The 22,902-nt window shown below is 45.1% G+C and carries 16 protein-coding genes; all 16 read right to left on the reverse strand.

Annotated features, from left to right (window positions below):
• Positions 1-18 precede the first annotated feature (18 nt).
• Positions 19-393 (reverse strand): VOC family protein, encoded by a 375-nt coding sequence (locus BMW45_RS01275; protein ID WP_092240203.1) that lies wholly within the window; start codon positions 391-393, stop codon positions 19-21.
• 10 nt (positions 394-403) lie between these two features.
• Positions 404-1,042, reverse strand: a complete 639-nt coding sequence (locus BMW45_RS01280; RefSeq protein ID WP_092240204.1) for an RpiB/LacA/LacB family sugar-phosphate isomerase — start codon at positions 1,040-1,042, stop codon at positions 404-406.
• A complete protein-coding gene (locus BMW45_RS01285; protein ID WP_092240205.1) occupies positions 1,039-1,974 on the reverse strand; it encodes a transketolase family protein in 936 nt (311 codons plus the stop codon). The genes BMW45_RS01280 and BMW45_RS01285 overlap by 4 nt, the downstream gene beginning before the upstream one ends.
• Before the next feature lie 4 nt (positions 1,975-1,978).
• On the reverse strand, positions 1,979-2,791 hold the full coding sequence (locus BMW45_RS01290; RefSeq protein WP_334292939.1) for a transketolase: 813 nt from the start codon (positions 2,789-2,791) through the stop codon (positions 1,979-1,981).
• Positions 2,792-2,825: 34 nt separating this feature from the next.
• Entirely contained in the window at positions 2,826-3,833 is a 1,008-nt protein-coding gene (locus BMW45_RS01295; protein WP_242882854.1) for an ABC transporter permease, read from the reverse strand.
• Positions 3,827-5,335 carry a sugar ABC transporter ATP-binding protein gene (locus BMW45_RS01300; protein WP_092240207.1) on the reverse strand — a complete coding sequence of 503 codons (1,509 nt, stop codon included), beginning with the start codon at positions 5,333-5,335 and terminating at the stop codon, positions 3,827-3,829. The genes BMW45_RS01295 and BMW45_RS01300 overlap by 7 nt, the downstream gene beginning before the upstream one ends.
• 52 nt (positions 5,336-5,387) lie before the next feature.
• Positions 5,388-6,377, reverse strand: coding sequence for a sugar ABC transporter substrate-binding protein (locus BMW45_RS01305; RefSeq protein WP_092240208.1), 990 nt, complete (start codon positions 6,375-6,377; stop codon positions 5,388-5,390).
• A gap of 511 nt (positions 6,378-6,888) precedes the next feature.
• Positions 6,889-10,167, reverse strand: a complete 3,279-nt coding sequence (locus tag BMW45_RS01310; protein WP_092240209.1) for a Spy0128 family protein — start codon at positions 10,165-10,167, stop codon at positions 6,889-6,891.
• 287 nt (positions 10,168-10,454) lie between these two features.
• Complete coding sequence (locus BMW45_RS01315) at positions 10,455-11,150, reverse strand: FadR/GntR family transcriptional regulator (protein ID WP_092240210.1); 696 nt, start codon at positions 11,148-11,150, stop codon at positions 10,455-10,457.
• A 213-nt stretch (positions 11,151-11,363) separates the two neighbouring features.
• Positions 11,364-14,504, reverse strand: coding sequence for an alpha-mannosidase (locus tag BMW45_RS01320; RefSeq protein ID WP_092240211.1), 3,141 nt, complete (start codon positions 14,502-14,504; stop codon positions 11,364-11,366).
• Positions 14,505-14,524: 20 nt separating this feature from the next.
• Complete coding sequence (locus BMW45_RS01325; protein ID WP_092240212.1) at positions 14,525-15,346, reverse strand: carbohydrate ABC transporter permease; 822 nt, start codon at positions 15,344-15,346, stop codon at positions 14,525-14,527.
• Positions 15,347-15,358: 12 nt separating this feature from the next.
• The gene (locus tag BMW45_RS01330; protein ID WP_092240213.1) at positions 15,359-16,237 is read right to left on the reverse strand and encodes a carbohydrate ABC transporter permease; all 879 of its coding nucleotides are present in this window, start codon (positions 16,235-16,237) and stop codon (positions 15,359-15,361) included.
• Between the two features lie 186 nt (positions 16,238-16,423).
• Complete coding sequence (locus tag BMW45_RS01335) at positions 16,424-17,845, reverse strand: extracellular solute-binding protein (RefSeq protein ID WP_092240214.1); 1,422 nt, start codon at positions 17,843-17,845, stop codon at positions 16,424-16,426.
• A 393-nt stretch (positions 17,846-18,238) separates the two neighbouring features.
• On the reverse strand, positions 18,239-19,495 hold the full coding sequence (locus tag BMW45_RS01340; protein WP_092240215.1) for an ABC transporter substrate-binding protein: 1,257 nt from the start codon (positions 19,493-19,495) through the stop codon (positions 18,239-18,241).
• A 3-nt stretch (positions 19,496-19,498) separates the two neighbouring features.
• Positions 19,499-21,010, reverse strand: coding sequence for a response regulator transcription factor (locus BMW45_RS01345; protein WP_092240216.1), 1,512 nt, complete (start codon positions 21,008-21,010; stop codon positions 19,499-19,501).
• Positions 21,011-21,030: 20 nt separating this feature from the next.
• The gene (locus BMW45_RS01350) at positions 21,031-22,857 is read right to left on the reverse strand and encodes a sensor histidine kinase (RefSeq protein ID WP_092240217.1); all 1,827 of its coding nucleotides are present in this window, start codon (positions 22,855-22,857) and stop codon (positions 21,031-21,033) included.
• Positions 22,858-22,902 lie beyond the last annotated feature (45 nt).

Here is a 22,902-nt window from a genome sequence, read left to right on the forward strand (position 1 = left end):
TGTTATATTTATTCATAACTAGCCAACTTTGCAAAATTCAATCTTCTCACCATTCGGTCCCTGAAAAAGAAAGAAACGATTGGGGAGAGGTGCAAACATCTGGTTGGATTCTATTCCGTCGGATAAAAGTTTATGTCCCAGGGCCACGATTTCCTCATATGCTTCATCCAGGTTTTCGCAAGTTAGGGCAATGTGATCGATGTTACCGATGGGCTTTATCTCCTGGCGTCTGGGATAGTATTCAATGACACAGGTCCCGCATTGCAGCATTCCCCGGATTCCTCCATCCACCAGTCTGGTAAATCCCAGATTCTCGTAGAAAGATACGGTTGCTTCCGGTTCATCCGTGGGAATCGCCACATGGGCAACTCCCGATGGTTTGTTTTTCAGCATTAGGAACCTCCTATGCCAGCAGGCTCTTTACATATTCTGCAATTGCTTCATCCTTGCAGTTTGCGAAGAACAGCTCGCCGAATTTCTCGCCGCCAACGGCTCCCTTTACCAGTTCCTGGTCAAGTCCCTTTAAGCAGGTCAGGATATCCTTTAAGTTATTTTCTCTTACCACATCTAAGATTTTCTTATTTCTCTGCTCCGGAATGGCTCTCTCTCTTGGATAGCCCTGTCCGCTTTCTTCAGAGAATAATTTTTCAAATGTATACTCCAGATTCAGTTCTGCACCCCAGCCAAAGCCCTTTGCAAATGGCATTGCGATCGCATTGCCGTCGTTGATCTGTGCAAACATGTAGCCGTCGCTTGGGTCACACACATGACCGCAGATCACGCCCGGGAAGCTGTTTAAAGCCAGCATGGCACCTTCGCCGGTTCCGCATCCGGTAATTACATAATCCGCTGCTCCGGAGTTTAAAAGAATGGCTGCCAGGATTCCGTTCTGTACATAAGTCAGGGAATTGCTGTCCTCTGCAGAATACATGCCATAGTTATCCACTGTATAGCCCTTTGTATCTGCAACCTTCTTTAAGCTGTTGTAAATCATTTCGTTTTTAGCCGCCTGGCTGTTCTCATTAATTAATGCGATTCTCATGCTTCCAACACTCCTTTTATCTGATTATATACTTGTTTCTCACTCAGCCCGTATTCCTCCAGAAGCTCTTCCGGCTTTCCGGACTGACCGAATCGGTCCTGTACACCGATCTTTTTAAATGTGACATTACACTTGTTTTCCAGAAGAACATCGCCTACTGCATCTCCAAGACCGCCGATGATGCTGTGTTCTTCCACGGTTATAACATTCTTACACTTCTCAGCATATTTCAAAATGCACTCCCTGTCAATAGGCTTAATGGTATGCATATTGACAACAGTGACGGATTTTCCTTCTGCCTCAAGCTTCTTTGCGCATTCCAGTACGGTAGATACCATGATGCCGCAGGCAAATACCACTGCATCCGTACCTTCTTTTAATACGTTTGCCTTTCCGATTACAAAGGGCATATCCTCTTCAAACACCGGGCTTGGAAGTCTTGCAAGGCGAAGATAAGCAGGACCCTGCATATCTGCAACTGCCTTTACGGCACGGTGGGTTTCGCTGGCATCACAGGGAACGATCACGGTCATGCCGGGGATTACCCGCATAAGAGCCATATCTTCAATGGCCTGGTGGCTTCCGCCGTCTTCGCCAAGTGTGATTCCGGAATGGGTCATACCCAGCTTTACATTGAAATTAGGGTAAGCGACACCATTTCTTACCTGCTCATAAGCCCGTCCTGCACCAAATATGGCAAAGGTGCTGCAGAAAGGTATGTATCCCATGGTAGAAAGGCCTGCACTCATATCAACCATGTTTGCTTCTGCAATGCCTGCATTAAAAAACCGTTCCGGGAACTTTTCTGCAAAGGTCGCAGTCATGGTAGCATGTGCCAGATCCGCATCCATTACAACAACTTTTTCATTTGTCTCGCCAAGTTCAGCAAGTGCCTCACCATATGCCACTCGAATTGCTTTCATTTCACTCATGTCATTAACCCTCCAGTTCCTTTAATGCCTGCTGTCTTTCTGCTTCACTTGGTGCCTTACCGTGCCAGCCTACCTGGTTTTCCATAAAGGAAACGCCTTTTCCTTTTACGGTGTGTGCCAGGATGCATTTTGGCCTTCCTTCCATGGTGCTGATGGAGTATGCTGCCAGAACTTCTTCCAGATTGTTGCCGTCCGGAAGCTCCAGTACATTAAATCCAAAAGCTTTGAATTTGGAAGATAAATCACCGAGGGACATAACCTGTTCATTGCTTCCGTCGATCTGAAGACCGTTGTTATCAATGATGATCGTGAGATTGTCCAGATGGTAGTTGGCTGCTGCCATGCATGCCTCCCAAACCTGTCCTTCCTGAAGCTCTCCATCTCCAAGCAGGGTATATACTTTTGTATCCTTATTCTGAGCCTTTGCTCCAAGTGCCATTCCTACCGCAATGGAGATTCCCTGTCCCAGAGAGCCGGTGGAAGCATCGATTCCGGGAACCTTTTTTGCATCCGGATGTCCCTGAAGAATGCTGTGGAGCTGTCGGAAGTTCTTGAATTCCGCTTTGTCAAAAAAGCCCATTTCACCTAATACCGCATAATAGCAGGGAGCTGCATGTCCCTTGCTCAGTACAAAGCGGTCCCGGTCCTCATTGTCCGGGTCCTTTGGATCTACCCGCATCTGTGTATAAAACAGTGCTGCCATCAGCTCTACCGCTGATAAAGAACCGCCTGGATGGCCGCTGGCTGCATCAGCTGTCATATTAATAATATCCTTGCGGATATCCTTGCATTTCCCTTTTAATTCCACAATGTCCATCATGTTCTTATGCCTCCGTCTAAATTATGTAATATTACTTTTTGAGGGAACCTCTCTTTTTTAAGTAATCCACGTATACCGCTCCAAGGATTACGCATCCCTTTACTACAAACTGCCAGTAGCTGCTTATCTTAAGCAGGTTCATACCGTTATTAAGAACACCGATGATCAGCACACCGATCACGGTTCCGCCCATTGTACCGATACCGCCGTTAAAGCTTGTACCACCAAGTACGGAAGCTGCGATTGCATCTCGCTCAAAGCCTTCTCCTACGGATGGCTGACCGGAATACAGCCTTGCTGCCAGAACCACGCCGGCTAAGGCTGCCATCACACCACTGATGATGAATACCCTTACCTGGATCCATTTGGTATCAACACCTGCGTATTTGGCTGCTTCCTTGTTTCCGCCGGTGGCATAGACATGACGTCCAAAGGAGGTACGGTTCATGATGAAATAAAGAATTACAAATGCAACGATTACAAATACAACCGGAATGGGAATTCCAAGGAAGCTTCCTACACCCATGTTGTTGAATGTTTCGTTATTGGACTGTGCGGGCTGACCGCCTGTTAATATGTAGCTGACACCTCGTACGATGATCTGCATGGATAAGGTTACGATAAATGGTGGCAGAGTTGTGTGCGAAATAACATATCCATTGAAAAGACCGATGACCGCACCAAATAACAGTGGAATCAGAAAGCAAAGGATAACCGGCAGTCCCGCATTTCCACAGCGTACGGCAATAACACCGGCAGCCGCTACAACGGAGCCTACGGATAAGTCAATACCGCCGCAAATCAGAACGCATGTGATACCGAATGCAATAAAACCATTGACGCAGACCTGGCGCAATACGCTGAGCAGGTTATTTTTAACAAGAAAGGTATCGGTTGTAATCGATAAAATAATACACAGGAATACCAACGCGATCATGGATGCCATATTGCGCTTCAGCCAGATCATCAAAGGATTGGTGTTCCAGAGGCTTGGTGCTTGTATCTCAGATGTCTCTGATTGATTCTTCTTGCTTAACATGTTGTATGTTCTCCTCCCACTGCAAATGACATGATCGTTTCCTGTGTAGTTTCCGTCTCCTGCTGGTCTAAGATTCCGGCCAGATGTCCTTCCCTCATGATGGCAACCCGGCTGGAGTTATTGATGATCTCAGGAAGCTCCGAAGAGATCATGATAATAGAAACTCCTTCACTGGCCAGGCTGTGCATCAGCTTATATATCTCCGCCTTTGCGCCTACGTCGATCCCTCGGGTCGGTTCGTCCAGTATGAGTACCTTCGGCTTAGCTGCCAGCCATTTGGATATGACGATCTTCTGCTGGTTGCCGCCGGAAAGCTCTCCTGCCGTCTGTTCAACGGAGGCCATCTTAATAGAAAGCTTCTGTTTGAACTCATCTACAATATTCGATTCCTTTTTCTTGTCCACTCGTAACTGATGTATAAAATCAGAAAGCACCTGGAATGTCAGATTGGTTGCAATGCTATGGCTAAGGAAAAGCCCCTGCTCCTTACGCTCTTCCGGCACCAGTGCGATGCCTGCGTTCATTGCATCCTTGGGTTTACTGATGGTAAGTTTTTTCCCTTCCAGCCAGATCTCTCCTGACTGAATGCTGTCAATGCCGAATAACGCCAGTGCCAGTTCGGTACGCCCCGCCCCTACTAATCCTGAAAATCCAAGTATTTCCCCTTTTCTCAATGTAAAACTGATATCAAATACCTTATGGGTTGTTAAATGTTTCACTTCCATGATGACGTCCCCGCCGATGACACGTTTGTTTCCATACATGTTGTTAAATTCACGGCCTACCATCATACTTATCAATTCATTTTCTGTTGTTTCTTTTGTATCTCTGGTTCCTATAAACTTACCGTCACGGAGTACCGTTACCGAATCGCAGACCTTAAAGGTCTCTTCCATACGATGGGAGATGTAGATCATCGCAACTCCGGCTTTTCTTAAACGGTCGATCTGTGCAAACAGATTGTCTGTCTCGCTTTTTGACAAAGATGCTGTGGGTTCGTCCAGAATCAGGATTTTTGCCCCCTCATTCACCGCTCTTGCAATTTCTATCATCTGCTGCTGTGCTACGGATAACCCCCGAATCAGCATACCAGCATCCAGATCCAGTCCCAGCGCATCAAGAGCTTTCTGCGCCTCATGCTTCATTTTCCGGTAATCCACCAACTTCAAATGGTTTTTGGGTTCCCGGCCAAGAAAAATATTTTCTGCAATCGTCATCTCAGGAATGTTGGTGATTTCCTGATGAATAAAACTGACACCATACTTGCGGGCATCGTCTACGGTCTTTATGGAAGCTTCCTTCCCGTCCATGTAGATGGTGCCCGAATCAGCACTGAAAATTCCGCCAAGGATCTTCATTAAGGTGGATTTTCCTGCTCCATTCTCTCCCATAAGAGCCCGGACTTCTCCGGGCTTTATGGAAATACTGACTCCGTCAAGTACAACATTGCGACCAAACGCTTTGGTTATATCTTTCATTTCAAAAACATATTCATTTGACATGTTTTTAACACTCCTGTTCTGCATTCTTCGCTACGGGTCAACACTTTACGGATTACTGATCTACGTTCTCCTTTGTAATGATAGACATCGGTACAACTACCTTCTCTTCAATGGTCTGTCCGGACAGAAGACGATAAGCGGTTTCGATACAGGTTGTACCGATTCCTGCTGGATCCTGTGCTGCAGATGCTACCATTTCACCGGTACGGATAAAGCCTTTTCCTTCATCTGAACCGTCCACGGAAACAACCTTGGTAGCGTCTAAGCGGCCTGCTTCCTTAAGGGCTGCGATGGCACCGCGTGCTGTCGGGTCATTGATGGTGAATACTCCGTCGATTACTGGGTTTGCGTTGATAAAGTCTACCATGATCGGCTGAGAATAATCGGACTTTGGTTTCTCAACGTCTTTGGTCTGGATGATTTCAATGTCTGGATACTTCTTTAATTCTTCTTCAAAACCGAACTGACGATCATAGCAAACTTCTGTGGTACTATATGTAATTTCTACTACTTTTCCTTTACCGCCTAAAGATTCTGCCAGAGCCTGTGCACACAGTTTTCCAGCTTCTTTATTATCAGATACAACCGTACACTGAACCAGTTCCGGATTCTTTACTGAGGTATTGAATGCAATGACAGGTATGTCAGCTTCCTTGCATGCTTCCAGAGTAGCACGTACTCCTTCTGAGTTGATCGCGGAAATACAGATGACGTCACAGCCCTGGTTGATCATATCCATTACGTCATTCATCTGCTTATTCTGATCACCGCCGGCATCCTGGATGATCAATTCATCCTTCGTTCCGCTAAGAGCTGCCTGCATGGCATCTTTAATCTGGATAAAGAACACATTGGTTAAATCCGGTGCAGAAACTCCGATCTTAATCGGCTCTCTGGTATCCTCTGTTTTTGCTGCGGTTGTTTCAGTACCGGAGCTGGCTACTGTGGTTTCCTTTACATCGGTTTCCTTTGCAGTGGAACCGCAAGCGCTTAATGACAAGGCCATCATGGCTGATAATACAATTGCAGTAACTTTTCTCATAATAATCCACCTCTCAACATTTTTTCCTTCTTTTGTAGCATACTTTGATTTGTTTTTGTTTTTATACCCTAGTTTTTGTTACAAATGTTTAAACCATTGTATGATATCATTCTCTATTGCGTTCCCGGGTTTGCATTTTTGTCTGCTGTCATACAATATTGCTACTAAATAATACATTTTTTATCGAAATTTGTCAATAGTATTTTTAAAATTATGCAAAACTAACAAAGGTCTGTCATACACTTTCCCACTCAGATTGTATTACACCTCTTCCATTTTCTGGTATTTCTGCCCTGCTGACAGGATTCGGTTTAAATTTTCCTTCCCGTATCTTCTGGATTATTTCGCTCTGGTTCTAATCAATTTCAGAAGTTCAAATTAAAAAAGATCTGCATTTTACCCAGCTGATAAAATGCAGATCCGTTCTAATTGCCGTATTGGTTTTGCTCAAAATGTTTGCCGTTATTCCTGCGGCAGCTATATAAATTAATACTCTGGTATGCTCCCACTTTTATGGTTGTCTTGTTTCCGAACGCTGCCTAAGCAGGATACCCGCAGCAAGCAATGCTGCCCCCAGCACCACTAGAACCCCAGAAACCGGTGTACTGCTATCCCCGGTTTTAGGCAGGGAAGAAGCATCTACAGGCTCTGGTACCAGATCGGACACGGGTACCGGCTTTACTTCCAAGATGGTAGTGGAATCGGGGGAAGAATCTGTTGTTTTGGCGGGTACTTCCGTACTGCCTCCGTTGCTGCTTCCACCGCTGTTTCCTCCGCCGCTGCTGCCTCCGCCGCTGTTTCCTCCGCCGCTTTCCCCACTACCGTTGTTCCCTCCGCCGTCAGAATATGTATTTTGGAATGAGATTTCATCAACCTGGATCCCTACTTTTTGGTACGTCACTGCCGCCGTTAAGGCATCGTTCCCTTTGACTGTAACCTCTGCAGTCACTGAGTAAACCGTGTTGTCATAGCTTATTCCGCTTATTCCTCCATTGACCTCTGATACTATATAGGTATAGGTGCCTGCAGCACTATAAGTAATGGCAGGAAACGCAAAATTGCCATCGGCATCATTAGTAACCGTCTGAGCATACGTTCCGCCGTCCGTTGTTTCATTCAGTGTAAAGCTGAATTCCCCGGCCTCAAGCGCCCGGCCCGTTAATCTCTTTGTACCTGTGACATCCGCGCTGGCATATTCCGGCACCGGTCCGTGAGTTTCCTCCCATTGTGCATACAGATCTTTCTTTTCAGCCGTTATCTCAAAGAGATCACCGGGCTGATACCACAGGGAGCTTTCCGTCACATCTGCCGTATCAGTCCATTCCAGAAATGTCTTTCCCTCAGGCACCGTCCAATCTTCTACGGCAGTTAAAGCTTTTACGGGAACTGACTCACCCAGCGTATACCCGCCATACTCTTTTGTTGCTCCGCTGCTGTCATTCTTATGGTAAGTCAATCCATATGTAACCACTCCAGCCTCGCCCCAGACTGCATATACCGTCTGCTCCATGGAATCAACGATATCTCCCGCTTCATAGACCACGTCATCTGCTGACGGATCGGTATCCCAGCCAAGCAGAATCATACCTGCCGACGGAGGAGTCATATTGGCATCAGAAAGTGCAAGCACATTTCCCCCTACATCACTGATAAGCCAGTAATTTTTTGTTTCTGAACCTATGTAGTAACTTTCTCCCAGTACAAAACCTTCTTCTGTAAGGCCTTCCCAATTACCTTCACCTGAATCAAATTTCACCCAGGCTATTTCAACCGCACCGGCATCTTTGCTTCCCGCTTCCCGAAGCTTCCCACGCTCATCGAACGTAATCGGGGATGCAGCAGCTTCCCCATCCGCATTGGTTCCGCTTCCTGCCACGTGCCTGGGCACGATCATCAGCGTATTGATACAGGTCTCATATTCTGAGCCTTCCACCCCCGCATTCCGCTCATTTCCATATTCGTTAAGCTGCGGATCGTTTGCGCCGAATATATCCTTCACCTTTAAGTTTACATTCTGTTTAACGCTGTAATCCGCCCCCACATTGCCGCCGTTATCGGTGACTCTGTTTGCGGTAATCTGGGTGTTTTTCTTCGTCGAAGCAGCGGAATCATTAACAAATAAATTATTTCTCAGTGTCCAGAGGGGCCGAAGAGTTGACAAGGATCCCAAATGAAAAGAAGAATGTTCGCCTAGGTCGTTTCCTCCTGACCCGCGTTCATGGATGTTTCCATAAAAAGTATTGCTTTCCAGTTCCACGTTTACTGAACTGCAGGCCTGGATCGCACCTCCGTAATAGACGCCATCCACATGTTGGCCCGCGTTCTTATAAAAAGTGCAGTTCCTTACGGTCAGAGAACAGTTTCCATCTGGTACAGTTTTTTCAAAGTGAATCGCTCCCGCATCATCCCTTGCTATATTTTCCTCAAATGTCGAATCTTCAATGATCCATGTATTTGAATAGGAGGTTCCTGTATAATAGGAAAGCGCACCGCCATCTGCGGTACTCACCACAGTTGTAGCTTTGTTTCCTTTAAAATAGCATTGACTGATTGTTAAATAGCTTTGGTTCGTATTGTAATACGATATGGCACCGCCGCGGCCTCCTGTTGTAGCAGAAATATTGCCATTTTCCGCTGCATTTTCCTCAAAATAACTGTTGCTGATATTCATCACAATGTTTATCCGTCCATCAGCGCCGATCGCTCCGCCATTATAGCCGGGCCAAGTCCCCCGATTGCCCACAAAGCTGCAATTGGTGATGTTGTAAGTCGTGTTGGAGGCGCCAAGGATTGCTCCGCCGAACGCTGCGACATTATCCTTAAAAAGAGAGCCTTCGATGGCCACGCTATTTCCTTCGCCTGATATTGCATTTGACGTACCATTTAAAAACTGTGAATCCTTTATAACAACCCTCTGGCTTCCTAACGATACGGCACTGCTTGAAAGCCCATCAAATGTTACTTGTTCAATCGTTACCTGTCCGGAACCTGCATTCACTTTTATCCCACCGGTGCCTGTCCCCAAAGTCATATTCTTAAGTGTATATTCTCCTGCATTGCCTGAAGCAAAGGTAAAGTGCGTATATCCTCCTGGCAATTCGATGCCCCCGCCGTCAATTACAATGCTCCTCCCGTTGGCAAGAGCCGGCAGGGTTACCGTTCCTGTCATGGAAAAATCAGCAGACAGCTCTATCGTCATGTCATCCGACGTACCGTTAATCACTCCAGGAAGTTGTGCTCCTCCAGTGACCGTGACCGAGCTGCTAAACGCCGTCAGACTGGGGAAGAATGTCCAGTAGACCGCCCCGGAGGCTTCATCAGTAAGGAAATCGCATCGCCAGCCGGCAGGCATGAGCGAGCGATCCACCTCATATTCCCAACGGGGCTTTTGTATTTCCAAAGCAGCTGAATATCCGCTGCTCTTTAACGCTGCCTGATACTCTTCCTCATAAGCATCGATTAACGCCTGTACCTCCTCCAAAGTCTCCGGTTGCGGATCAAATACAAAATACAGATCTTCTTCCATTCCGTTGGAGGTCTCGTCCGTAAAATCTTCAATTCCGCTATCCTTTCCGGAAGGTGAAGCAATGCTGCTTGTGGCCAAAGCCGGTACGTCCTCCAGTGAATCCTCAGACACAATGTCCGGATCCCCAGGTACTGCGTCATGTTCCTCTACCATATCCTCAGGTACGGGACTTTCGGCAAAAGTTTTTACAGGCATTAAGCTGAATGTCATGCACAGTAATAACAGCAGGCTCAGTTTTCTTAAAATCTTTCGTTTTCTAATCAAATTCCTTCCTCCTCTCCCAATTCTTTTTTTTGTACCTGTTTTCTCAAATCAGTTTCTTACCAATGCCCCCTGTTTCAGTAAAGCAACTGCAACTATGAATAATTTCAATATTAAATTAAACTATACTTTATAAGTTTAATTATAAATTCTCCTAATGTAGCCAGACCTTTAAATGTAGTAAATGCCCCTGTAGATGTATGGAATGGTTTTGATGCGATACCAGATCTACATAAAAAGAGCAGCAGAACGATCTTATTCCATTCGTTCTGCTGCTCTTTTTCTACCTCTTACCGCTTAATGATAACATTCAAATCCGTATTGATCAGGGAGATATGTCTCTTTGCATAAAGCTCTGACACCTCTTCGTCCCGCGCTTTTAAGGCTTCCACTATATTATGATGGGCTCTTATGGCATTCTGTGCATTTTGCGGTACCTGGAAAGTCTTTAACCGGAAATCCCGGATGCACTCATCAATCTTTCTGCTCATAAAAATCAGCATCTTATTTTTGCTGGCTTCCACGATCTGCCGGTGCAGCTTCTCATCATATTTTGCCATTCCGGCAATGTCCTCTTCCTCTACTGCGCGGATAAACCGGAAATGGATCCGTTCAATCTGCTCAAGCTCCGCATCAGAGGCCCGCTTCGCTACGATCCTTGCACATAAGGGCTCCACGGCACTTCGGACCTCAATATAATCCTTTAATTCCACTTCATTTTTAAGGAACCATTCTGCCAGTTCTTCCTGCCCCAGCTCTTTTTTACTGACCAGAAATGCTCCTCGTCCAGGTTTGATCTCCACCAGGCCACGGGCCTCTAGAATACGGAAAGCTTCTCTGACTGTACCACGACCCACCGTCAGCTTCTCACACCATTCTTTTTCCGTAGGCAATTTTTGCCCGACTTCTATTCCGTCTGCTGCAGCAAATTCCTTCATACTGTTCACCACCTGCTGCACGATCGGAATTCTAGAAACCTCTTCCATTTATTCACACTCCCTCTTCTTCATATTCATCTTTCGTCTAAATATTCCATGATGTCATACAATCATTGTAACACATTTGAAGAAAACTGCAAACATAAACATGATTTTTCTACTTTTTTCATACCCATCAGACAATCCAGTTGTTTTTCCGCTGCATAAAAAAAGGCCAAAGCAGTGACTTTAAAAGTCTGCTGCTTCGGCCTGAAAAAAGGATTACCGGAACGTAACCTTCCACGTTTTGATCTCATAAGGATGAATTGCAAAAGAAGCCGTTCTGTCCTTAAAGGTTACTTCTGCCTCCTCTTCTTCCAGCATGTTGCATTCCATGATCCTCTGAATGTCCATGCCAAAGGTCATATTCCCGACGGTTCGTCTGTTGTTTGTCTCGTAAAAGCGAAGGATGAGTTCATTCCCCTTTTGTGACTGCTTCACAACCTCAATGACAACGTTATCGGCATCCGCTTTTACCAGAGAAAATGCTCCGGGCAGCTGTCCTCCATCTTTCTCTTTTACAAGAGCTGTCATTGGATTGTTCATGGTATAAGCCTTTTGTATTGTTTTTGCCGTTTTCCAGCCGCCCTTGTGGGGATAGATGGAAAATACAAAGCTATGGTGTTCCTTATCTGCATCCGGGTTTGGATAGGTTGCCGATTTTAACATGGAGATTCCGATCTCACCATCATGGACGTGACAGCCGTACTTGCAGTCATTGATCATGCTGACTCCATAATCATCCTCTGAAACATCGATCCACTTATGCATGCATACCTCGAATTTTGCATAATCCCACATGGTATTATAATGGGTTTTTCTTTTTACATTTCCGTACTGAATCTCAAAAGTAGCTTCGTCCGTATGGATATCGACCGGGAGAATTGACTTTAAGAAGATATGGTTTTCCTTCCAGTCGATCTCATTGCGAATGATGATTTCCGGGCTGTTGTATAATAAGGAGATGTACTGTTCAATGACGGAGTCCAGATATCTTCTCTTTACACAAATTGTAGCGCGGACCGGGCCGTTTTCCACAAGTTCCATGCTGCTTACGTCAGTAATTTCCCAGGACTTTTCTACATAATAGTTGTTTACATCCCAGGCATCATAGTTGTGAGGTCTGTCTTCATAGGTCATGAGCACGTTGGCATGCCTGTTTTCTTTTAACACTTCCCGTTCATTCTGCTTATCATAAATCGAAGAAATCTGTCCGTTTTCATGGAAGGTCACGCAGATAAACTCATTCTCCAGATGCCTCTCATCTGCTCTTAAGCCGGTATCACAGCTTCCTTCCCGCAGTTCAAAGGTCTTATAGCCCTTAGAAGGAACCTGGGAAGCACAAAACAGCCATGAACCATCTCCTGCTTTCTGTGCAGGAAACAGGATCTCTCCATCCATTACCGCTAAGCTTTCCATGTACTCAGGAGCTTGGAAGGATACGGCTCCCTCCCCCTCAAAGCTGTTAGGATTAAATACAACCAGATTATCCTTATGGGCAGACACACCCTCTAAAACATTGGAAAGAGCATGATCCACCAGGTCTCTTCCAGCTTTCCCTATTGTTTCGTATTCCTTTTTGGAATCCTCATATACCTCTTTAATGGAAGATCCCGGAAGGATATCATGGAACTGGTTTCTTAAAATCACTTCCCATGCATCCTCTATGGTCTCCCTGGGATAAGGATTCTGATTTAATACTCCATCTAACATGGAGTAAAATTCTGCATTCTCAAATAAAAATTCTGATTTCCGGTTGAACTTTTTATTTCTTGCCATAGAGGTATAGGTTCCCCTATGGTATTCCAAGTATAATTCTCCGACCCAGGAAGGCAGATATTTCTTTCCTCTTACTTCTTTATCCAGCTTTTCAAAAAATGCCTTAGACGTACTCATCACAGTCCTTGGACAGCCCGGTATGCCCGTTTCAAGTCTCCGCTGGTTTTCCAGCATATCTTTGGTAGGGCCGCCGCCGCCATCTCCGTAGCCAAAGGACATTAAGACCTCATCATTTAGATATTTCTGGCTGTATCTGGCCCAGGCTCCTTTTACCTGTGAAGGATTTATGTATGCGTTATAGGTGGTGAAATGCTCGGTTTCTGTCCCGCCTTCTTCAGCTGCCTTATTATAGTCACGGCTTGGGCTGAAGTGGGTTAAAATTCTTGTTCCGTCAATTCCTTCCCATTCAAAGGTGTCATAGGGCATTTTATTGAATTCATTCCAGCTGATTTTTGTAGTCATAAAATATTTGATGCCGCATTTTTTCATGATCTGAGGCAGGGCGGCAGAATATCCGAACACATCGGGAAGCCATAGAATCTCATTGTCCTTCCCGAATTCTTCCCTGAAAAATTCTTTGCCATGAAGGAACTGGCGCACAAGGGATTCCCCGGAGGAAAGATTGCAGTCTGCTTCCACAAACATGCCGCCTTCTGTCTCCCATCTACCTTCTGCAACACGTTTTTGTATCTCTTCATAAACCTCAGGAGCATGCTTCTTAACATATTTATATAGCTGGGGCTGGCTTGACATGAAGATGTATTCCGGATACTGTTTCATCAGCTCCAGCACCGTGGAGAAGCTTCTTACCGCCTTATCCTCCGTGACCGCAAGGGTCCATAACCAGGCTACGTCAATGTGGGTATGGCCCACGCAGTAAACCGTTTCTTTGCTGTTTCCGCTATATTTATCATAGAATTCTTCCTTCATGTATTGCCGGGCTTTTTTAAGGCTTTCATAATATTCTTCCGAATATTCCTTTCTTAAGTCCAGAAGATTTAAGGATTCATTCACTGCATGAATGATGGAGAGATAGGCACTGTCACTGTCAGGAAGAAGCCTGGCGACCTGATAGGGAACGGAAATATCATAATAATACTGCTCTGTTTCCCTGTCTAACACCTTTATCCTGGAATCCATGACAAGCTTAAAATTCTGATCCCCGGTAAATGCGGATAAAACGATTCGAAACGTCTCACCTGGCTCTGCCTTTTCCGTCAGCAGTACCTCCCTGTGATTGACGTCAAGCCCCTGCCGCCTGTCACCATTGACGTAAATGGAAAACTGGGGATTGGTGGCATCCCACAGCCCTTCTCTTCCGGTTTTTAACTCATACACCACCCATTGATCCTTAAAATTCTCAGGAATGGTAATGACTGTTTCAAACCAGAAATATTCCCTGTGGCCACCCCACAGTTCTGCACTAGTAAGTTCCTCCCAGTCATCGGTACGAAGGTCCTGGACATTTAAAAAGCGTTCTCCGGATTTTAACATCCGGTAACTGGTGACAGGAACTTCTTTCACATAGATAAGTTCCTTAAGATCTTCCACCAATTTTCCAATCCGTTCTTTGATCAGTATCATTGTAATCTCCTCCTTATGCATCAGCCTTTGGCTGCGCCGGCCATATTAAAGCCCTTTGACATATAATTTTGTGACAAAATATAAAGTAATATAGAAGGAATGGCATAGATGGCCGAGTAAGCTGCCAACTGTCCATATATTATCATACCATGCTGTCCGAAAAATTGATATAGAGTTACAGATGCCGGTAATTTATTTAGGGTCTGCAACAGGATATATGGTATAAAAAAATTGCCCCAGCTCCCTGAAAAAGTAAAGATGAAAACCACGCAAATTCCCGGAAACATTAAGGGAGCGATGATTTTTTGAATGCTAGCCAATGTGGACGCACCATCTACCCAGGCCGCCTCCTCCAGTTCTATTGGGACATTGTCCATAAAATTTTTCATGAGCCAGATCCCATAAGGCATAGAGGTTGCCGTTAAAAATAAAATGAGACCCAAAGTCTTGTCATAGAGTCCAATGGTCAGGAACATCTTATACACCGGGACCATGACTGCCGTTATGGGAAGGGAGGTCATAAATAAAATCGTATATAAGAATAAACTTTTATAACGAAGTTCATATCTTGACAAGGGATAAGCTGCCAAGCCTGCAAATAACACCACCAGGACCGACTGTCCAAAGGAAATGAGCAGTCCGTTGGCAAATGCCCTCTGATTGGTCTGACTGGACAGGATCACCTTGTAATTATCAAGAGTCCACTGGGTGGGTACCTTCACCGCCTGAGAAGCGTTGCCGTCAAAGGAAGCCAGCACGATCCAAAGCAGTGGAAGGACAAATATAACCGCTAATAGGGTCAGCACCCCATAGGGCACCGTTTTTCTTAATTTCCAATACATGAAGCACCTCCTCTAGTCCTTTCTCATGACTCTCGTATAAAAAACACTGAGCACAATCCCGATCACAAGCAGAATCATGGAAATAGCCGTGCCGTATCCCAGCTGCTGGGAAATAAACGCCTGCCGGTACATAAAGATGGGAAGGGTCAGGGTTTTGGTTCCAGGTCCCCCGCCTGTCATCATGTAGATCAGCCCGAATACACCCAGGGTCGATAAAGTATTCAGCATGGTATTTGTGGCTATGGTGTTCTTGATGCAGGGAAGGATGATCCTGATCATGGTTTGAAAAGGGCCTGCCCCATCTACCTTTGCCGCTTCCTCAATATCCACCGGTACCCCATCTAACGCTGACTGAAAGTTCATCATGGAAAATGCAGTCCCATGCCATATGTTTGCTAAAATGACCGTTGCCATGGGTATGGCGAACAGGAATTCCACAGTGGGAAGATGGAAAAAAGAAAAGATCTGGTTTAAGGTACCTTCATCTCCGAAAAAGGTGCTGCAGCATAAAGCCACAACCACCTCCGGCATGATCCAGCCTGCCAGGAAAACAGGACCTACGATCCCCCGGAATATCCTGTTTCTGTTTCTCATGTTAAGGGCAATGAGAAAACCCAGTACCTGCTGCCCGATCAGGCTTCCAAGGAGAAAAACAAGGGTGTTGACGATGCTGATGCGTACGGTGCGGTCCTTAAACATGCTGACATAATTGGACAGGCCGATAAATTTGAGCTGTTTTGCATTCTCCCCTGATAAAGCCAGGTTTGTAAAGGAATAATAAACGGTCAATAAAATCGGCATCACAAAAAATACAAGTAAAAGGACCATAGAGGGCAGAATTAATACTGATTTTCTTGCTTCCGCAAACAGCCGGCTGCTTTTTTTATTCATGGTTTCCTCTTTTCTGCCCTGTTTCTTAGGGCATATAGGTATCCCTGTAAGGGGTTTCCTCTTTTCTGCCCTGTTTCTTAGGGCATATAGGTATCCCTGTAAGGGGTTTCCTCCGTTTGGATAAAAACAGGGAGAGCCAGGTGCTTTGCTATTGCACGTTAGCCCTCCCCTTCAAATCCTGAACGTTTATTTTGTCACGGTATTATCTGCGCCAACGCTGTTCGTCACGTCTGATTGATACTGCGCCATTGCATCCTCCGGACTCGTACCTGAAACAACCGATTCTACCATGGTCTGTATATGGGTGGTAACCGTTGAATACTGGCTGTTTCTTGGCCTGTAGAAAGCTCCGGATAAAAAGCCGGTGCACTTTTCCATAAAGGGCTGGGAAGCGTATGTAGGATCTGCTGCAATATCAGTTCTGGTTGCAATATTTCCCTGGGCAATGATGGTATCCAGATAAATATCATAGCTCATGCAGTGCTTGATAAAATCTATTGCCGCGTCCTTTTGATCGGAAAGCTGTGGTATGGATAATGCCCAGCCGCCTGACATGGTGATGCTACCCGGTTTCTGCCCCTCAGAGGTGGGCATGGCTGCGATGCCAAGCTTATCCTTATATTCCGGCCATGGAGCTGATCCTGTTTCCTTATAATTTCCTGTCATCCAGTATCCGTCTAAGGAAATGGCAAGCTTGCCACCAGGTAAATATTCTCTGGAAGCAATGTTTCCTGCTTCTCCGTTTAATACCTTGGAAAGGGATGGCCCGTATCCTTCCTTATATATGGTGTTGATAAAACTCAGGGATTTTAAAATATTTTCGCTGGATGCGATCCATTTATCATTTTCATCTAAAAGCTGCTCACCTGTCCCGTAAAGAAGCATCTCATAGGTCTGCATGGAGGTTGCTTCTCCGCTCGCTACTCCTGAATTGCACCAGAAGGGCACCACATCCGGGCATTTCTCCTTGATGACCTTGCAGGTATCCAGGATATCCTGCCAGGTTTTTGGCTGCCACTCCGTATCTAAGCCGGCTGCCTTAAATATGTCTTTGTTATACCACAATCCGCGGGTATCGGTACAGTAAGGGATTCCGTACACGCTTCCGTCACTGTATGTAACTCCCTCCACCAGCGGCCCGTAGAAGGTCCCGTCATTCCATTCCTTATAATCCTTTAAGTAGGCAGAAAGATCGGTGAGATAACCGGCTGCCACGTCCGAGGGAAGCTGGAACGTATCTTCGCAGACTATGTCCGGAGCCGTATCCGCTGATTGAAGTGCCAGCGCCACCTTTGCAAAATAATCTCCTTCTGAAGCAGTAATGGGGGCAATGTCAAGTTCAATGGAATCCTTTTTATCATATGTCTCATACGCATGCTCAAACCAGTTCTTCAGGGCATCGCTTCCACCATCCCGGAAGGTGATGGAAATTTTCGTCTTTCCGCCTGTGCTCTGGGTTTCTGCTGTTTTTCCGGTTTCCCCGGAAGCTGCTTCTGTCTTTCCTCCGGCTGTTGTCTCCGTCTTTGCCCCGGAGCCCTGGCATGCTGCCAGGGAAAGAATCATGGTTGATGCAAGCACCGCTGCTGCAACTTTCTTCATTTTCTTCATAAAACCCTCCCATCTCTTATTCGTCTCCCAGACTTCCTGGGAAGAAACATATATTTGTATGGTACCTTTATCTACGCGGGCAGCGAACCGGATAAATCTGCCTGCATGCTAATTCGGCGACTGCCGCGTTAACTATAAGTAACCCGTGAAGCGTGTTTCTTATAGTGGTTAAGAGAATGATAGCATAAGAAAGTTTTACAGAGTATTCCAAAATTTTAGAAAAGGGGTATAATTTTAACCTCATCAAGTAAGACCCCACCACTTATGCCTTTCCGGCATTGAAGTGGTGGGGTCTTATTGTGTCAGAAGGGGTTCAAGCCCCTTCTGACAAGCTGCTATAGCATCTATGAGGTTATGAGCAAGCAGCGAAACGATCCGACTGACTCTTACCGCCTACCTTTCTAAAATGGCACTCCTGATGTCACCCTGAAGCCTTTTGGAAACCTCCTCCGGTGTCATGGTCTTGTCTCCGAGAAAAGCCGTTAGATTCCCCGCAATTCCATCTGAAATGATAAACCATGTGGTGTAGGCATTTTTTAAGATGCTCTGGTTTCTCTCCCGTTCTACGAATTCATCCGGAAGACCTCTTACCAGTCCGGGATTTACCGTTACATCCGTTCTAACGGAAAGGCAGTAGGTGTTTTCATAATAGCTCTTAACCACCTCCCTGGATGTAAGGTAATCCAGCAGTTTTATGGATTCTTCCATATCCGCCGTTACCGTGATCCCGATGTTGTCTCCCTGCAGCAGATACGTCTGCTTCTGGATATAAGGGATTTCCGCGATTTTATACTCGCACTTCTTATCCGAATTCTCCAATATGGACATGGAGCTTAGCTCTGCAATGGCGATCTTTACATATCCCTTGGAAAACGCCTTCATTAGCTCCTTCTGATTCCAGTTGATCACATCCTGATCTATGATCCCCTCATCCCTCATATTGCCAAGCATTTCATACAGTTTCATGCAGTTTTCCGTATCCAGGCTTCTTAAGGTTCCTCCGGCAGAATAGATCATCTGCAGAAAACTGGAGGCGATATCCTCTTTATTCTTCATGGCAAAACCGAAATTATAGGTGCCAAGGGTACTGGTTTCCCTGCACAGCTTAAGAAGCTCTTCCATCGTATCCGGTATGGTGGCATTATGCTTCCTCAAATGATCCTCATTATAAAATACCACATAGGGGTTGCTGGTAAAGGGAATGGAATAGCAGATGCCGTTTACCACCGTGCTGCTGTATGCATTCTTTAAATACAGGGAGGCTCTCTCCACTGTCATGTAATCGGACAAATCCCTAAGAATTCCCATGGACTCAAGGGCAGGCGTCATAACGTTCTCACAGATGATCAGATCAGGGAGGTTATTCTGATCCTTATCAATGCACAGCTGCTTTTGAAAGCCGGACTGAGAGACATACTGAATCCTGACCTCCGGATTCCCCGGCAGTTTAGAATATTCATCTACAAGCCTTTTTAAATAATCACCGCTTTCATCCTCCTCGCTGACAGCCATGACCACAAGCTGGTCCCTTTTCTCCTCCACAGCTGCCACCTCATTGGATTCTCTGTAATATTTTAAAATTACGCTGATCAATAAAAAGGAAACCAGCAGCCATAAACAGATTAAAAGTTTTTGTACGGTCCTGTTCATATCCTAGAATACCTTTCTATAGTCTGAGGGAGACACTCCCATAATGGAACGAAATACCTTATTAAAATACTTCGTATCCTTATACCCCACCATTTCAGCTACCTCATGGATCTTATAATTGCCTGTTGCAAGCAGTTTTTTTGCAATGCTGACACGGAATTCTCCTAAAAAAGTACAAAAGTTGATCCCCATTTCCCTGGTGAACAGCTTGCTTAAATATTCCGGTGTGATCCCCACCAGATCAGCCGCATCCGAAAGTGAAACATCCTTATCATAATTCTGCCTTATGAATTCGATCACATTTAAGATCATGCCATTGCCGGTTAAAGCATCCTTTTCCCTGTCATCTGCAAGCATGTCAATCACTTTCCAGTAATTGTTCAAAAAGATTTCCCTGATTCCGGTTTTCATCATATCGTTTAACAGGTATTGGTAGAGGGCCTCAATGTCTTTGTTTTTCATCAGGTCCCTTGCGGTATTTAAGGCAGCCATAACAAAACGGACGGTATGATTTTTGATCACCTTAGGCTCTTCCCTGCTTTGAATGACCATCTCCTCAAATTTCCTGGCGTTTCTTCTGATTCCCTCCTTGTTTCCATTTCTTATGTCTCTTTTCACTCCGCGCTCCAAATATTCCGGATATTCCACCCTTTCAAAGGGCAGATTTTTAACCAGCTCCCTGTCAATGATGCACTGGTCCTGAAATACAAAGGTATAGGAAAGATATTCCTGCATCTGCTTTAAAGTATCTTTAAGACTGGAAAGACTTCCAAGTTCCCCATAGCTGATGAGAAATTCCCCCTTCTCCTTCAGCTCCTTCAGTATCTGGGTTTTAAATATAGTCTTTAAATACTTAACGTTCTGGCCGTCTGATATCATGACAAGGATCTGTTTTTCATAGGGAAGCTTAAAGATGAAAAAGCCGGTCAGACAGATTGCGTCAAGGCTGTCTTTAAGGACTTCCGACATCTGGTTCGTTGTATCTTCCAGAATGCTTTCCGACTGGATCAGAAACATGGAAATGACCTGGTCCTTTTGCTTTCGTATCTTTTCAGCAAATTGCTTTTGAACCATTTCCTCATCGCTTCCGTCTCCAGTCAATAAAGAAAACAACAGCTGCTCCGCGGAAACCTGCTCCACCTTGTTCTTTGATAACTTTTTCTCCACGGTCCCAAGGACCTCAATGATGTCCTCCACATCAAGAGGTTTCAGCAAATATTCGGCTACGGATAACTGTATGGCGCGCTGGGCATATTCAAACTCTGAATACCCGGTCAGAAGGACTGCCGCCGTCATAATCCCCGCTTCCCTGATCTTGTGAATCATGGCCAGTCCATCCATTTTTGGCATGTTGATATCCGTTATAACCACATCCGGATGCAAAGATAATACTTTTTCAAGCCCTGCCTCTCCATCGCTCTCCCCTGCGACCACTTCATGTGACGTATACTTTTCAATGATTTTTATGATCCCGTTCCTGGTGTTTGGTTCGTCTTCCACAATTACCACTCTCATGCAAGTATCGTTCCCCCTGTCTATTCTTCAAACAAAATCTCAGCCGTTATTTGGGTTCCTCTGTCATTTGATTCAATAAAGAAATGCCCTTCTTCTCCATAATAGTATTTGATCCTCATAATCACATTCCGTACCCCGATGCTTCCCTCTATGGTGCCGCTTGAATAATCATAGTGATTCAGTTCCCTGACCAGATCCCCATCCATGCCTTTTCCATTGTCCTCCACTTTTACCACCAGATGCTTATCTCCCTTTTTTCTGATGGATACTGTAAGCATATCCTGTCCGGTATCGCCTGGAAATCCATGGATAATGGCATTCTCAATGAGAGGCTGGAACAGCAGCTTGTGCATCTTTAAATCCAGGACCTCCTCATCCACATCCATAATACAGTGAAAGGAAAAGGAAAACCTTTGCTGCTGGAGAAAGATATACTGCTTTAAATACTCAAGCTCACTTCTCACACTTACCACACCATTGCTTTTATGTACGCTGTAACGCAGGATTGATCCAAGATTTTTCAGCATTTTACTGATTAGAAACTGTTCATTTTCTATGGCCATCCAGTTGATGGCATCCAGGGTATTGTAAAGAAAATGAGGGTTGATCTGGGCCTCCAAAGCTTTTAATTCCGCATTTTTCTCACGGAGAAGGGCTTCCTTTTCTATCTTTCCGGACTGGTCAATCTTCTGTACCATGTGATTGAAGTGCCTTGCAATCTTTCCAAACTCATCCCGCCAGGTGTGCTCGATCTGTACCGTATAATCCCCCTTATAGGCTCTGTCCATGGCAGAGGTAATCTTTTCAACACAGACCTGTAAGGAACCTGCAAACTGGATCATAATAAGAATGCTGGTAATGATAATCAATATCGTAAGCAGAATGATCACCTCAAAGATATATTTAAAATCCTTTAAAGGCACTCTGTAATCCCGGAGGCTGACCAGGACAAACTGGTTTTTTAACACAGGCTTTGTGTAAATGCTGTAATATCCATTGTTCATGATCTGATGGGTTTCCGCCGCCTGCCTGATCTTAAGTTCCGGCTGGGAAAACAGCTCCTCTCTGGAGTCTTCCCATTCTTCGAAGATGCCTGTCCCTATTAAATCCGCCCTGGTACTGGAAAGGATGCTTCCATTGGCATCACAAAGAAAGGATACATTGTATTCGCTTTCGTTTTCCTGGGAATAGGTTTCCCGGATATTGGTTTCGTCAAGGCAGATGAGAATGCTTCCAACCGTTCCTTGTCTGTAATTATTAATATCCGCAATCCGGTGTCCCAGATAGATGATATTTCTTTTTGTCCCGTTAGCCTCCTCCCGGTTTATGACATTGGAATAAACGGTCTGGGTGTTATGAAAGGTCTCATCGGTCACAGCCAGCCAGCTTTTATCCTTTTCCGGAAAGCAATAGCTGTCCATGGTGCTGTTGGTAATGGAATCATACAGGATGCATTCCTTTTTCTGTGTCACCACCGCAATCCCCAATATTTCCGGATGAAGATAGGAGATATTTTCCAGATCTTCTTCCAGCTGCTTCTTTAACAGATAGTAATTCCTGGAATCCCATACATTCAGCTTTTCCAGCTTTAGGGCATATTCATTTTCCGTATAAATAGACATGATGATGCTGTCATATTCGGAAAAGAAATCTTCCAGCCCTTTCTGGGATAATTTCATATTGCTTTCCACCAGAATATCCATCTGTTTTTTTATGGTGTTGGCAGCAATGATACAGGTTATGATTTCAATTACCATGACAGGGACGATTGAGACAAAAAGCAGGATGATCAATGTCTTTTTGGCAATCCCCCATCCTCTGTATCTGTTTACCAAATATTTGATCAAGTCATGTTCCCCCTTTGTTAAAATCTTCCAAATCTCTTCTTTTTT

The sequence above is a fragment of the Lacrimispora sphenoides genome (genome assembly GCF_900105215.1).
Taxonomy (GTDB): Bacteria; Bacillota; Clostridia; order Lachnospirales; family Lachnospiraceae; genus Lacrimispora; species Lacrimispora sphenoides_A.

What these genes read in the sequence shown, in the direction of transcription:
- BMW45_RS01295 (WP_242882854.1), bottom strand. Translation starts at nt 3,833, where the DNA reads ATGTTAAGCAAGAAGAATCAATCAGAGACATCTGAGATACAAGCACCA.
- BMW45_RS01280 (WP_092240204.1), bottom strand. Translation starts at nt 1,042, where the DNA reads ATGAGAATCGCATTAATTAATGAGAACAGCCAGGCGGCTAAAAACGAA.
- BMW45_RS01285 (WP_092240205.1), bottom strand. Translation starts at nt 1,974, where the DNA reads ATGAGTGAAATGAAAGCAATTCGAGTGGCATATGGTGAGGCACTTGCT.
- BMW45_RS01345 (WP_092240216.1), bottom strand. Translation starts at nt 21,010, where the DNA reads ATGAGAGTGGTAATTGTGGAAGACGAACCAAACACCAGGAACGGGATC.
- BMW45_RS01335 (WP_092240214.1), bottom strand. Translation starts at nt 17,845, where the DNA reads ATGAAGAAAATGAAGAAAGTTGCAGCAGCGGTGCTTGCATCAACCATG.
- BMW45_RS01330 (WP_092240213.1), bottom strand. Translation starts at nt 16,237, where the DNA reads ATGAATAAAAAAAGCAGCCGGCTGTTTGCGGAAGCAAGAAAATCAGTA.
- BMW45_RS01300 (WP_092240207.1), bottom strand. Translation starts at nt 5,335, where the DNA reads ATGTCAAATGAATATGTTTTTGAAATGAAAGATATAACCAAAGCGTTT.
- BMW45_RS01305 (WP_092240208.1), bottom strand. Translation starts at nt 6,377, where the DNA reads ATGAGAAAAGTTACTGCAATTGTATTATCAGCCATGATGGCCTTGTCA.
- BMW45_RS01340 (WP_092240215.1), bottom strand. Translation starts at nt 19,495, where the DNA reads ATGAACAGGACCGTACAAAAACTTTTAATCTGTTTATGGCTGCTGGTT.
- BMW45_RS01325 (WP_092240212.1), bottom strand. Translation starts at nt 15,346, where the DNA reads ATGTATTGGAAATTAAGAAAAACGGTGCCCTATGGGGTGCTGACCCTA.
- BMW45_RS01275 (WP_092240203.1), bottom strand. Translation starts at nt 393, where the DNA reads ATGCTGAAAAACAAACCATCGGGAGTTGCCCATGTGGCGATTCCCACG.
- BMW45_RS01320 (WP_092240211.1), bottom strand. Translation starts at nt 14,504, where the DNA reads ATGATACTGATCAAAGAACGGATTGGAAAATTGGTGGAAGATCTTAAG.
- BMW45_RS01315 (WP_092240210.1), bottom strand. Translation starts at nt 11,150, where the DNA reads ATGGAAGAGGTTTCTAGAATTCCGATCGTGCAGCAGGTGGTGAACAGT.
- BMW45_RS01290 (WP_334292939.1), bottom strand. Translation starts at nt 2,791, where the DNA reads ATGGACATTGTGGAATTAAAAGGGAAATGCAAGGATATCCGCAAGGAT.